Origin of the sequence: Actinobacillus pleuropneumoniae, assembly GCF_003290385.1 — a bacterium.
Lineage (GTDB): Bacteria > Pseudomonadota > Gammaproteobacteria > Enterobacterales > Pasteurellaceae > Actinobacillus > Actinobacillus lignieresii.
This window is the reverse complement of sequence record NZ_CP030753.1, coordinates 1597930-1611287: the sequence shown is the minus strand read 5'-3', so window position 1 is coordinate 1611287 and position 13358 is coordinate 1597930. Positions and strand designations below refer to the sequence as shown.

Annotated in this window: 8 protein-coding genes, 5 tRNA genes and 3 rRNA genes; 15 read left to right on the top strand and 1 reads right to left on the bottom strand. The window is 43.3% G+C overall.

The features are described 5' to 3' along the window. Positions 1 to 82: 82 nt before the first annotated feature. Complete coding sequence (locus DRF63_RS07525; RefSeq protein ID WP_005598525.1) at positions 83 to 916, bottom strand: DUF5718 family protein; 834 nt, start codon at positions 914 to 916, stop codon at positions 83 to 85. A 484-nt stretch (positions 917 to 1400) separates the two neighbouring features. Here DRF63_RS07525 and DRF63_RS07520 point away from each other — a divergent pair. The 15 genes from DRF63_RS07520 (at position 1401) to DRF63_RS07450 (ending at position 13350) form a co-directional block, all read left to right on the top strand. Then, positions 1401 to 2942 (top strand): 16S ribosomal RNA (locus DRF63_RS07520). 82 nt (positions 2943 to 3024) lie between these two features. Then, positions 3025 to 3101, top strand: a tRNA-Ile gene (locus DRF63_RS07515). 51 nt (positions 3102 to 3152) lie between these two features. After that, positions 3153 to 3228 (top strand) — tRNA-Ala (locus tag DRF63_RS07510). Positions 3229 to 3494: 266 nt separating this feature from the next. Then, positions 3495 to 6396 (top strand): 23S ribosomal RNA (locus tag DRF63_RS07505). 159 nt (positions 6397 to 6555) lie between these two features. Continuing rightward, positions 6556 to 6671, top strand: a 5S ribosomal RNA gene (gene rrf, locus DRF63_RS07500). The 16S, 23S and 5S rRNA genes sit together here with 2 tRNA genes alongside, the layout of an rRNA operon. Positions 6672 to 6909: 238 nt before the next feature. Continuing rightward, entirely contained in the window at positions 6910 to 7620 is a 711-nt protein-coding gene (gene hda, locus DRF63_RS07495) for a DnaA regulatory inactivator Hda (protein ID WP_005598511.1), read from the top strand. A 140-nt stretch (positions 7621 to 7760) separates the two neighbouring features. Continuing rightward, complete coding sequence (gene ccmA, locus DRF63_RS07490; RefSeq protein ID WP_005598510.1) at positions 7761 to 8396, top strand: cytochrome c biogenesis heme-transporting ATPase CcmA; 636 nt, start codon at positions 7761 to 7763, stop codon at positions 8394 to 8396. Beyond that, positions 8393 to 9055, top strand: a complete 663-nt coding sequence (ccmB, locus tag DRF63_RS07485; RefSeq protein WP_005598509.1) for a heme exporter protein CcmB — start codon at positions 8393 to 8395, stop codon at positions 9053 to 9055. Before ccmA ends, ccmB begins: the two co-directional genes overlap by 4 nt. Before the next feature lie 50 nt (positions 9056 to 9105). Beyond that, positions 9106 to 9837 carry a heme ABC transporter permease gene (locus DRF63_RS07480; RefSeq protein ID WP_005598508.1) on the top strand — a complete coding sequence of 244 codons (732 nt, stop codon included), beginning with the start codon at positions 9106 to 9108 and terminating at the stop codon, positions 9835 to 9837. Between the two features lie 12 nt (positions 9838 to 9849). Further along, positions 9850 to 10047: a heme exporter protein CcmD gene (gene ccmD, locus DRF63_RS07475; protein ID WP_005598506.1), complete on the top strand. Its 198-nt coding sequence runs from the start codon at positions 9850 to 9852 to the stop codon at positions 10045 to 10047. A 183-nt stretch (positions 10048 to 10230) separates the two neighbouring features. Next, complete coding sequence (ccmE, locus tag DRF63_RS07470; RefSeq protein WP_005601970.1) at positions 10231 to 10776, top strand: cytochrome c maturation protein CcmE; 546 nt, start codon at positions 10231 to 10233, stop codon at positions 10774 to 10776. Further along, entirely contained in the window at positions 10776 to 12725 is a 1950-nt protein-coding gene (locus DRF63_RS07465) for a heme lyase CcmF/NrfE family subunit (protein ID WP_005598502.1), read from the top strand. Before ccmE ends, DRF63_RS07465 begins: the two co-directional genes overlap by 1 nt. Before the next feature lie 291 nt (positions 12726 to 13016). After that, positions 13017 to 13111 (top strand) — tRNA-Ser (locus DRF63_RS07460). Between the two features lie 13 nt (positions 13112 to 13124). Continuing rightward, positions 13125 to 13201, top strand: a tRNA-Arg gene (locus DRF63_RS07455). Positions 13202 to 13273: 72 nt separating this feature from the next. Continuing rightward, positions 13274 to 13350, top strand: a tRNA-Arg gene (locus tag DRF63_RS07450). Positions 13351 to 13358: the final 8 nt, after the last annotated feature.

The window sequence follows — 13358 nt, the reverse complement described above, 5'->3', positions numbered from 1 at the left end:
TTTTTATCTCATGATGAAAAATAAATAGTCAAATTTAACAATTTTTTGCAAATTTCACTCCAAATATGACCGCTTGTATCTATTAACAGACGTGTTGAATTAAGGCGGAAATGTCTTCGGCAAATATTTTGGTTTCAGCCATTTCCATAATTTGTTCGAATGAATACTTTTTAGCATTGTAAACCACCACAATACTTGTATCACCAATTTGTAAGAAGTTTTGCTCGCCAAATTCAGTATAGCGAGTAGCACCGATGCTGATTACTGCTTTTGTCGGGTAATCCGCTTGTTTAAGTAATTCGGCAATATGGTTCATCGGTCCTTGATCCGGTTGGTTATTCATCTTATCTACAATCCAGTTCAACAGTTTTTGATGAAAGTAACTATAGCTTACCGCCGGGCTATCTTCGCCATATACATTGAGTTTACCGTCACGTTTATGGAAACAAGCAATATTGTAATTATCTAAAATACCACCTTGTACAAAATGATCTAACGGAATCAATGTCTCAGAGATCCCTTTTGAGGCATTGCCCCAATTTTTCTTTTCACAAATTTTACGTGCATTCGGACGGCGAATAGAGCAGTCATTATAAGCGGCAAAATGAGTCGGCTTGAGGGCGATGACTTGATTGTTTTGATATTCAATTTCGCAAATCAATGCAACTTCCGGTTCAATTTGTAGATTGTCAGCATCATCTGGAAAGGTAATGGTATCGTGGGATAGGGGATAAGTTGCAAGGAATTGTTCCGTTGGGGTTAAGGTTTGGCTTGGGACATAGAAAGGAAAAATCGCTTTTGGCTGAATCGCTTCTTCTGTTTTTACCTGTAAGAAATCCGCCGCTTCACCCGCTTGCTCTAAATGACCGGCAAAATTGCCAGCAACACCTAAACCAATAAAATGTTCTTTTTGCATAATATCTACCTCTATATGATTAAGTACTACAAATGTAGCGATTAATAGAAGAAAAAGAAAGGGAATTTTATGCGAAGTAAGCTAGAATTATTTTAGCTAACTTATAAGATTTATTACTTTTTTATCAGAAAAGTAATAAAAAACACTCGAATTGTATTAAATCTGTTCTTTCAATCACTTTTTCAAGATTTTTTTGCAAAAAGAACTTGCAAGGAATTTAGATTTCTCTATAATGCATCCCACACAACGACGCACTGTTGTGAACGAGAAGTAAATGCAGTGCGTCGTTCTTTTTTGTTCTTTAACAACTTATCAGACAATCTGTGTGGGCACTTGTTGATTGACTTGATTTAAAAAATATTTTTAATTTTGAAGTCTTAATAAGTGCTTAAACTAGAAATTCATATTTTTCAGTTTTCTTAACGTTGAGTTAGGAAAGCGAAGTGAACTTAGCTAAGCAGAATATTGAGCGATTAAACTTTTTGAATTGAAGAGTTTGATCATGGCTCAGATTGAACGCTGGCGGCAGGCTTAACACATGCAAGTCGAACGGTAACGGGAAGGGAGCTTGCTTTCTTTGCCGACGAGTGGCGGACGGGTGAGTAATGCTTGGGAATCTGGCTTATGGAGGGGGATAACTACGGGAAACTGTAGCTAATACCGCGTAATATCTATGGATTAAAGGGTGGGACTTTCGGGCCACCTGCCATAAGATGAGCCCAAGTGGGATTAGGTAGTTGGTTAGGTAAAGGCTGACCAAGCCGACGATCTCTAGCTGGTCTGAGAGGATGACCAGCCACACTGGAACTGAGACACGGTCCAGACTCCTACGGGAGGCAGCAGTGGGGAATATTGCACAATGGGGGGAACCCTGATGCAGCCATGCCGCGTGAATGAAGAAGGCCTTCGGGTTGTAAAGTTCTTTCGGTAGCGAGGAAGGTATCAAATTTAATAGATTTGGTAATTGACGTTAACTACAGAAGAAGCACCGGCTAACTCCGTGCCAGCAGCCGCGGTAATACGGAGGGTGCGAGCGTTAATCGGAATAACTGGGCGTAAAGGGCACGCAGGCGGTTGATTAAGTGAGATGTGAAAGCCCCGGGCTTAACCTGGGAATTGCATTTCATACTGGTCAACTAGAGTACTTTAGGGAGGGGTAGAATTCCACGTGTAGCGGTGAAATGCGTAGAGATGTGGAGGAATACCGAAGGCGAAGGCAGCCCCTTGGGAATGTACTGACGCTCATGTGCGAAAGCGTGGGGAGCAAACAGGATTAGATACCCTGGTAGTCCACGCTGTAAACGCTGTCGATTTGGGGATTGGGCTTTAAGTCTGGTGCCCGAAGCTAACGTGATAAATCGACCGCCTGGGGAGTACGGCCGCAAGGTTAAAACTCAAATGAATTGACGGGGGCCCGCACAAGCGGTGGAGCATGTGGTTTAATTCGATGCAACGCGAAGAACCTTACCTACTCTTGACATCCATGGAATCTTATAGAGATACGAGAGTGCCTTCGGGAACCATGAGACAGGTGCTGCATGGCTGTCGTCAGCTCGTGTTGTGAAATGTTGGGTTAAGTCCCGCAACGAGCGCAACCCTTATCCTTTGTTGCCAGCGATTAGGTCGGGAACTCAAAGGAGACTGCCGGTGATAAACCGGAGGAAGGTGGGGATGACGTCAAGTCATCATGGCCCTTACGAGTAGGGCTACACACGTGCTACAATGGCGTATACAGAGGGAAGCAAGATGGCGACATGGAGCAAATCTCACAAAGTACGTCTAAGTCCGGATTGGAGTCTGCAACTCGACTCCATGAAGTCGGAATCGCTAGTAATCGCAAATCAGAATGTTGCGGTGAATACGTTCCCGGGCCTTGTACACACCGCCCGTCACACCATGGGAGTGGGTTGTACCAGAAGTAGATAGCTTAACCGAAAGGGGGGCGTTTACCACGGTATGATTCATGACTGGGGTGAAGTCGTAACAAGGTAACCGTAGGGGAACCTGCGGTTGGATCACCTCCTTACCAGAAATTGAGCGACAGCGAGTGTTCACACAGATTGTTTGATAGAAAGAAGACGAAAACGGATATAATCCGGCATCCTTTTGGGTCTGTAGCTCAGGTGGTTAGAGCGCACCCCTGATAAGGGTGAGGTCGGTGGTTCAAGTCCACTCAGACCCACCACTCAAAACGAGTGAAAGCTGAAAGGTGTGATTATATTGAGTTATGATGTATGGGGATATAGCTCAGCTGGGAGAGCGCCTGCCTTGCACGCAGGAGGTCAGCGGTTCGATCCCGCTTATCTCCACCAATCATCATGACTAAGTGAATAAGTGAAAGATTTGTTTATTTAGTCATGATGATAAGTCAAATTATTGTCTTAAATTGTTCTTTAAAAAATTGGAAACAAGCTGAAAACTGAGAGATTTTCGAAAGAAAGTCTGAGTAGTAAAAGATAAGTAATTATCTTGAAAATCTTAGCTGAACAAAAGCAGCTAAGTGTTTAGTTGAATAAAGTATCGCGTTGAATGCGTTCAAATAAAATTTGAAAATATTTGAAAACATTTGAGGTTGTATAGTTAAGTGACTAAGCGTACACGGTGGATGCCTTGGCAATCAGAGGCGAAGAAGGACGTGCTAATCTGCGAAAAGCTTGGATGAGTTGATAAGAAGCGTTTAATCCAAGATATCCGAATGGGGAAACCCAGTAGATGAAGAATCTACTATTATTAAGTGAATACATAGCTTAATAAGGCAAACCGGGAGAACTGAAACATCTAAGTACCCCGAGGAAAAGAAATCAACCGAGATTCTGTAAGTAGCGGCGAGCGAAAGCGGAAGAGCCTGTTAGTGATAATGGTTTTGTTAGGAGAATGAGCTGGGAAGCTCAATCGTAGAGGGTGATAATCCCGTATCCGAAAACATTATTATGGTACTAAGCTAACGACAAGTAGGGCGGGACACGAGAAATCCTGTTTGAAGATGGGGGGACCATCCTCCAAGGCTAAATACTCCTGATTGACCGATAGTGAACCAGTACTGTGAAGGAAAGGCGAAAAGAACCCCAGTGAGGGGAGTGAAATAGAACCTGAAACCGTGTACGTACAAGCAGTGGGAGCAAGAGAAATCTTGTGACTGCGTACCTTTTGTATAATGGGTCAGCGACTTATATTTTGTAGCGAGGTTAACTGAATAAGGGAGCCGAAGGGAAACCGAGTCTTAACTGGGCGATTGAGTTGCAAGGTATAGACCCGAAACCCGGTGATCTAGCCATGGGCAGGTTGAAGATTGGGTAACACTAATTGGAGGACCGAACCGACTAATGTTGAAAAATTAGCGGATGACTTGTGGCTGGGGGTGAAAGGCCAATCAAACCGGGAGATAGCTGGTTCTCCCCGAAATCTATTTAGGTAGAGCCTTGAGCGGACACCTTCGGGGGTAGAGCACTGTTTCGGCTAGGGGTCCATCCCGGATTACCAACCCGATGCAAACTGCGAATACCGAAGAGTGATACTCAGGAGACACACGGCGGGTGCTAACGTCCGTCGTGGAGAGGGAAACAACCCAGACCGCCAGCTAAGGTCCCAAAGTACTAGTTAAGTGGGAAACGAAGTGGGAAGGCTTAGACAGCTAGGATGTTGGCTTAGAAGCAGCCATCATTTAAAGAAAGCGTAATAGCTCACTAGTCGAGTCGGCCTGCGCGGAAGATGTAACGGGGCTAAAACTAGTCACCGAAGCTGCGGCATCAATGGAAACATTGTTGGGTAGGGGAGCGTTCTGTAAGCGGACGAAGGTGAATCGAGAGGTTTGCTGGACGTATCAGAAGTGCGAATGCTGACATAAGTAACGATAAAACGAGTGAAAAACTCGTTCGCCGGAAGACCAAGGGTTCCTGTCCAACGTTAATCGGGGCAGGGTGAGTCGGCCCCTAAGGCGAGGCTGAAAAGCGTAGTCGATGGGAAACGGGTTAATATTCCCGTACTTGGTATAACTGCGATGTGGGGACGGAGAAGGTTAGGTTATCGCACTGTTGGATGTGCGTTTAAGCCGGTAGGTGGGTGTTTTAGGCAAATCCGGAACACCATTCAACACCGAGAAGTGATGACGAGGTTCTACGGAACTGAAGTAACCGATACCACGCTTCCAGGAAAAGCCACTAAGCTTCAGGTTATACTAAACCGTACTATAAACCGACACAGGTGGTCAGGTAGAGAATACTCAGGCGCTTGAGAGAACTCGGGTGAAGGAACTAGGCAAAATAGCACCGTAACTTCGGGAGAAGGTGCGCCGGCGTAGATTGTAGTGATTTACTCACGAAGGTTGAACCGGTCGAAGATACCAGCTGGCTGCAACTGTTTATTAAAAACACAGCACTCTGCAAACACGAAAGTGGACGTATAGGGTGTGATGCCTGCCCGGTGCTGGAAGGTTAATTGATGGTGTTATCGAAAGAGAAGCTCCTGATCGAAGCCCCAGTAAACGGCGGCCGTAACTATAACGGTCCTAAGGTAGCGAAATTCCTTGTCGGGTAAGTTCCGACCTGCACGAATGGCATAATGATGGCCAGGCTGTCTCCACCCGAGACTCAGTGAAATTGAAATCGCCGTGAAGATGCGGTGTACCCGCGGCTAGACGGAAAGACCCCGTGAACCTTTACTATAGCTTGACACTGAACATTGAATTTTGATGTGTAGGATAGGTGGGAGCCTTTGAAGATGACACGCCAGTGTTGTTGGAGGCGTCCTTGAAATACCACCCTTTAACGTTTGATGTTCTAACGAAGATTGCGGAACGCGGTCTCGGACAGTGTCTGGTGGGTAGTTTGACTGGGGCGGTCTCCTCCCAAAGCGTAACGGAGGAGCACGAAGGTTTGCTAATCACGGTCGGACATCGTGAGGTTAGTGCAATGGTATAAGCAAGCTTAACTGCGAGACGGACAAGTCGAGCAGGTGCGAAAGCAGGTCATAGTGATCCGGTGGTTCTGAATGGAAGGGCCATCGCTCAACGGATAAAAGGTACTCCGGGGATAACAGGCTGATACCGCCCAAGAGTTCATATCGACGGCGGTGTTTGGCACCTCGATGTCGGCTCATCACATCCTGGGGCTGAAGTAGGTCCCAAGGGTATGGCTGTTCGCCATTTAAAGTGGTACGCGAGCTGGGTTTAGAACGTCGTGAGACAGTTCGGTCCCTATCTGCCGTGGGCGTTGGAGAATTGAGAGGGGCTGCTCCTAGTACGAGAGGACCGGAGTGGACGCATCACTGGTGTACCAGTTGTCTCGCCAGAGGCACTGCTGGGTAGCTACATGCGGAAGAGATAAGTGCTGAAAGCATCTAAGCACGAAACTTGCCTTAAGATGAGTTCTCCCAGTCTATAAGACTGTAAGGGTTGTTGGAGACTACGACGTAGATAGGTGTGGTGTGTAAGCGTAGTGATACGTTGAGCTAACACATACTAATTGCCCGAGAGGCTTAACTATACAACGCTCAAGTGTTTTTGGGCGTGAAGCGAAGTTAAATGCTAACAAGAACTAAAGAAGACAAAAAACGAAAAAATCAGTGACGGCTTGTTTCGAATTTAAGAAGAAAAGAACAAAGGGAAAGACAGATAAAGAAGACGAAAGACATCAACAGAATATTCTGGCGACCAGAGTGCTGTGGCTCTACCTGACTCCATTCCGAACTCAGAAGTAAAACGCAGTAACGCCGATGGTAGTGTGGGGTTTCCCCATGTGAGAGTAGGGCATCGCCAGATTGAATTTAGCGCGAAAGCGAAAACGAAGCAAGAAACCCTGTGGTTAGCGATAACTACGGGGTTTTTGCTTTTGGCTTTTTAGCTTTTAAAGACAAAAGAAATTTGCTTTTAACTGCTTTTTTAGTTGGAAGGTATTTGAAAGTTAAAACAATATATTTTCTTTTTCTACTTCTCAAAATCATTCTTTTCCGTTATCCTTTTAAAGTTATTGAATTTTTATAGGACTGAAAATATTTCTTTGCAATTACCATTACCCATTCATCAAGTTGATGATGAAACTTTCGATAATTTTTATGCGGAAAACAGTCTTGTACTGCTAGATTCGTTACGTCAAAATTTTATCGATGTACAACAGCCGTTCTTTTATATTTGGGGCGGAAAAAGTAGTGGTAAAAGTCATCTCTTAAAAGCGGTAAGTAATCATTATTTACTGAATCAACAAACTTCCAGCTATATTCCTTTAGAAAAATCACAATACTTTTCGCCTATGGTTTTGGATAACGCCGAACAATTAGATGTGATTTGTTTGGATGATATTCAGATTGTCGCAGGTAATGAAGAATGGGAACTGGCTATCTTTAATCTTTTTAATTTGATTCGTGAGCAGCAAAGTTTATTTGGTAATGGGCATAAAACGTTGTTATTGATTAGTGCGGACTGTCCTCCTCATCAATTGCAGATCAATTTACCGGATCTTCGTTCTCGTCTGACTTGGGGCGAGGTTTACCAGCTAAACGATTTAAGTGATGATCAAAAGCGTATCATTTTGCAACGAAATGCTTATCAAAAGGGAATGGAACTTTCCGATGAAGTTGCCAATTTCTTGCTAAAACGTTTGGATCGGGATTTACAAACATTATCAACAGAGTTGGACCGTTTAGACCGTGCCTCTTTGCAAGCTCAACGCAAATTGACGGTTCCTTTTGTGAAAGAAATTCTCGGTTTGTAAAGCGGTTTGATTCCTGTCAAAATTTGCAAAAAATTTGTTAAATTTAACCGCTTATTACCTCTAAAGAGGTAATGATATGGCTACGTTAAATCTCCCTCTTATGTTAAACTTTGCCTATCTGTTTCTTATTATTCATTGTTATGACACATACTAATCAATTAACCATTACTAATCTTGCTTGCGAGCGAGGTGAAAATCGTTTATTTGAAAATTGTAACTTTTCTGTTACATCCGGTGAATGGGTACAAATTGAAGGTCATAACGGTATAGGCAAAACCAGCTTATTACGTATTCTTGCGGGGCTTGCGATGCCTGCCGAAGGATATGTTTTATGGAATGATATTCCTATTCAAAAACAACGTGATGAATATTATTCGGAATTATTTTATTTGGCGCATCATGCAGGGGTTAAACCGGAGCTTTCTCCTTGGGAAAATTTACGTTTTTATCAAAAAATCCAAGGGCTGGCGCTTGATGATGAAGCGTTATGGTATGCCTTAGATAAGGTCGGTTTAATCGGCAGAGAAGAACTTGCTTGTTCGTACCTCTCCGCCGGTCAGCAACGCCGGGTCGCTTTAGCGAAATTATGGCTGATAAAGCAAAAGCTTTGGATTTTAGACGAGCCTTTTACCGCTATTGATAAGAAAGGAGTTTCCGATTTAATCGTCCATATTGAAAAGCATTGCGAAAATGGCGGAATGGTTATTTTTACCAGTCATCAAGCGGCGGAAAGTCATAAAGTTAAAATCTTATCTTTGGATCAGTTTAAACTATGATTTTATTTACTATTATTCAACGCGAATTAACCATCGCTTTGCGTAAGCCGGCGGAAATATTGAACCCGCTTTGGTTCTTTCTGATTGTGATTACTTTGTTCCCGCTTCTTATGGGACCAAATCCCGAATTATTAGGGAAAATCGCACCGGGCGTCGCTTGGGTAGCGGCATTACTTTCCGCTTTATTATCGTTTGAAAGACTTTTTCGTGACGACTATTTAGACGGCTCGCTTGAGCAATTAATGTTATTGCCTATCGGTTTACCGCAGGTCGCATTAGCGAAAGTGATTGCGCATTGGTTACTAACGGGACTTCCGCTAATTCTGCTTTCGCCGGTTGCGGCAATCTTACTTTCGTTAGAAACAAATGTATGGTGTGCATTGGTGCTAACCTTATTACTTGGTACGCCGATTTTAAGTTGTTTAGGTGCGATTGGCGTCGCTTTAACGGTCGGTTTGCGTAAAGGCGGAACTTTACTAAGCTTACTTATTCTACCGTTATTTTTACCGGTGCTGATTTTTGCCGCAGCCGTATTAGAAGCGGCGACATTGAATATGGGATATAGTGGGCAGCTTGCGATTATCGGGGCGATATTGGCTTTGACGCTGACTTTCTCACCTTTTGCAATAGCAGGCGCATTAAGAATAAGCCTTCAGTAAGTAATGAAAAGCGGTGAGATTTTTAATCTTTTTTGTAATTTGGAGATGTTATGTGGAAATGGCTTCATCCCTATGCTAAATCGGAAACACAATATCGATTATTAGGGAAAATTCAACCGGTATTAGGTTGGTTAAGTTTTATTATGTTAGCGGTTGCTTTTGTTTGGGGGCTTGGGTTTGCGCCTAAAGATTATCAGCAAGGCGATAGTTATCGTATTATCTTCATTCACGTGCCTGCGGCAATTTGGTCGATGGGTGTATACGGTTCTATGGCGGTTGCCGCATTAGTGGCATTAGTATGGCAGATTCGCCAAGCCAATCTTGCGATGATTTCAATGGCACCGATCGGTTTAGTTTTCGCATTTATCTCGCTTGCGACCGGTGCGATTTGGGGTAAACCGATGTGGGGAACTTGGTGGGTATGGGATGCTCGCTTAACTTCGGCTTTGGTGTTGTTTTTCCTCTATATCGGGGTAATGGCGTTGTATTCGGCTTTCCAAGATAAACAAACCGGTGCGAAAGCGGCAGGCGTATTAGCCGTCGTCGGGGTAATAAATCTCCCTATTATCCATTTCTCGGTAGAATGGTGGAATACGTTACACCAAGGTGCGACTATTACTAAATTAGATAAGCCGTCTATGGCGGTGGAAATGTTAATTCCGTTATTGTTAGCGATTTTCGGTAGTTTAATTTTTACCGCATGGTTCAGCATTTGGCGTTATCGTATCGCGTTATTAAATGATGAACGTAAGCGTCCTTGGGCGAAAACATTAAGTAAATAAGGAGAAAAACTTATGCAATTTCAATTTGAATCTATTAGTGAGTTCTTCTCAATGGGCAATTACGGTTTTTACGTATGGCTTTCCTATGCCGTATCGTTACTCGCAATGGGAATCCTTATTTGGCAAACTCAGCGTGAACATAAACAAATTTTGCAAAATATTAAGAAAGAGCAAGCTCGCGAAACTCAGTTGAATAAACAAGCACGGTAAGCGGTTAGATTTCAGCTATATTTTGTAAGTGTTTGACTGCTTAGTTCTTGATCAATATATCAGTGTATAAATCCGGATGAACAAAGAACTGACGGCGGGTATCAAGCAAATTCCTGTTATATTAAGTTATATTCGATTATTTAATATTGTGTGCCGTCGGCATACTTTTAGAAGGTGATTACTATGAATCCAAGACGTAAATCTCGATTGAAAGTGGTGGTTTCAATCATTTTCGGTGTTGCGGTAGCCGCAGGCTTAACGCTTTATGCACTAAGTCAAAATATTGACTTATTCTATACGCCATCAGAGATTGTAAATGGTAAAAACGATGATCCAGACCAAAAACCTGAAGTAGGGCAACGTATCCGTGTGGGCGGAATGGTTGTGGAAGGATCGGTAAAGCGTGATGATAAAACGCTGAAAGTAGAATTTGAGGCGAATGATATCGGGCCGTCTATCACGGTTGAATATGAAGGGATTTTGCCGGATTTATTCCGTGAAGGGCAAGGTATTGTAGCGCAAGGGGTTTTAATCGAACCGACTCGTTTAAAAGCTACGGAAGTATTGGCTAAACACGATGAAAACTATATGCCGCCGGAGTTAGGCGATAAATTAAAAGAACAGCATGGTGCTGCAGGTATTTCCGAAGCGGATTTAAAAGGTACTTCGGCACGTGATAAAGCTGAAATCGAAAGAACATTAAAGACCTTACAAGGGGAAGCTAACTAATGGTTGCGGAATTAGGTAATTACGCATTGGCACTTGCGTTCGGATTGTCAATTTTTTTGGCAATTTTACCGCTTGTTGGTGCACAAAAACAGAATAGTACTCTTATGGCGTTAGCTCGTCCGATAACATGGGCAATGTTTTTAGCATTAACGATTTCATTCGGTTCGCTTTTTTATCTGTTTGCGGTAAATGACTTCAGCGTGCAATACGTAGTGAATAACTCCAACTCAACATTACCTATCCAATATCGTCTTTCTGCGGTTTGGGGATCGCACGAAGGATCAATGCTGTTATGGGTTTGGTTGCTTTCGCTTTGGTCTATCGCTGTGGCGGCATTTTCTCGCCAGATGCCGGAAGAAGCCGTTTCGCGCGTATTGAGTGTAATGGGATTAATCAGTATCGGATTTTTGGTTTTCTTAATCTTTAGTTCAAATCCGTTTAAACGTACTTTCCCCGATTTTCCTGCGGACGGTCGAGAATTAAATCCGATGTTGCAAGATGTCGGACTGATTTTCCATCCGCCGTTATTATATATGGGATATGTCGGTTTCTCGGTGGCATTTGCGTTCGCGATTGCTTCACTAATGACCGGAAGATTGGATACCGCTTGGGCTCGTTGGTCTCGTCCTTGGACAATGGCGGCTTGGGTATTTTTAACACTTGGTATCGTACTCGGTTCGTGGTGGGCTTATTACGAATTAGGCTGGGGAGGCTGGTGGTTCTGGGATCCGGTTGAAAATGCTTCGTTAATGCCGTGGATTGCCGGAACGGCACTGATTCACTCGTTAGCCGTTACGGAAAAACGCGGTACTTTTAAAGCTTGGACGGTTTTACTGGCGATATTGGCGTTCTCGCTGTGTTTATTAGGCACCTTCTTAGTACGTTCCGGTATTTTGGTTTCGGTACATGCGTTTGCTTCCGATCCGACTCGCGGTTTGTATATTCTTGCCTATTTAGTTTTAGTAATTGGCGGTTCATTATTACTTTACGCTTTACAAGGCTCGAAAATTAAAAGTTTGGATAATTATGAACGTTATTCGAGAGAATCGATGTTGTTAATTAATAACGTAATGCTGATGGCATTCTTATCCGTAGTGCTGCTGGGTACATTATTACCGTTAGTACATAAACAAATCGGTTTAGGCACGATTTCGATCGGTGCGCCGTTCTTTGATCAAATGTTTTTAATTTTAATGGTACCGTTCTCGTTTATTTTAGGTATCGGGCCATTAGTAAAATGGCGTAGAGATCAAGTATCTGCGATTCGAACACCGGTAATTATTGCCTTAATTATGATGGTGGTACTCGGTTTCGGCTTACCGTATTTACTGCACGACCGTATTACTGCCACTTCGGTATTAGGCGTGATGATGGCATCGATTATTGTCATTTTGAGCCTATATGAATTACATCAAAGAGCGACGCATAGACATTCATTTTTAGCCGGTGTGTTTAAATTATCCCGTTCTCATTGGGGGATGGTATTGGCGCACGTAGGTGTCGCAATGACAGTATTCGGAATCGCATTCAGCCAAAACTATAGCGTAGAGAAAAACGTACGTATGAATGTCGGCGATACGGTATCGCTTCAAGGTTACGACTTTACTTTCAAAGGAATCAAAATTACCGACGGTGCGAACTATCAGGGCGGCACGGCTGAAATTGAGATTTCGCGTCAAGGGCAATATGAATCGACTCTGAATGCGGAGAAACGCTTCTATAACGTCAGTAAAATGGGGATGACCGAAGCGGCAATCGACTGGGGCTTTAGAAGAGACTTATATGCCGCTTTAGGTGAAAAGTTGGAAGACGGTTCATGGGGCGTACGTTTATATTATAAACCGTTTGTTCGCTGGATCTGGATTGGCGGCTTATTTATGGTGTTCGGCGGTTTGCTCTGTATGTTTGACAAACGTTACAGATTAAACGTAGTTAAAAAAGCTGCATAATGCTTTAATAGACAAGCGGTCATTTTTAGAGAAACTATTGCAAAATAGTGATCCGAAAATGACTGCTTTTTACTTTTTTAAACCATTCGGACAGAGCTGAAAAACACTTGAAATAATTTCCGTTGTTGTTCGCTAACTCTATGATATGCTTGAGATTTATTCATAATAGTTGTAAAAATCATTCTTTTTGCTTATTACATAGACAAACGTCCAATTTTTTAGGATTTTTCAGAAAAAGCGTTTGACATATTTTTTTATTCTAGTAATATGTGCGCCACAGACACAGTGAGTGGTGAGATGGCCGAGCAGGCTGAAGGCGCTCCCCTGCTAAGGGAGTATAGGGTTCAAAAGCTCTATCGAGGGTTCGAATCCCTCTCTCACCGCCATTTACTTTATCACGCACCCGTAGCTCAGCTGGATAGAGTACTCGGCTACGAACCGAGCGGTCAGAGGTTCGAATCCTCTCGGGTGCGCCATTTTGATTTTTACTCTATTCAAATTAAAACGGTCGCTGATAAAACTAAATAACTCACCATTCAAAATATAACGCACCCGTAGCTCAGCTGGATAGAGTACTCGGCTACGAACCGAGCGGTCAGAGGTTCGAATCCTCTCGGGTGCGCCATTTCATAA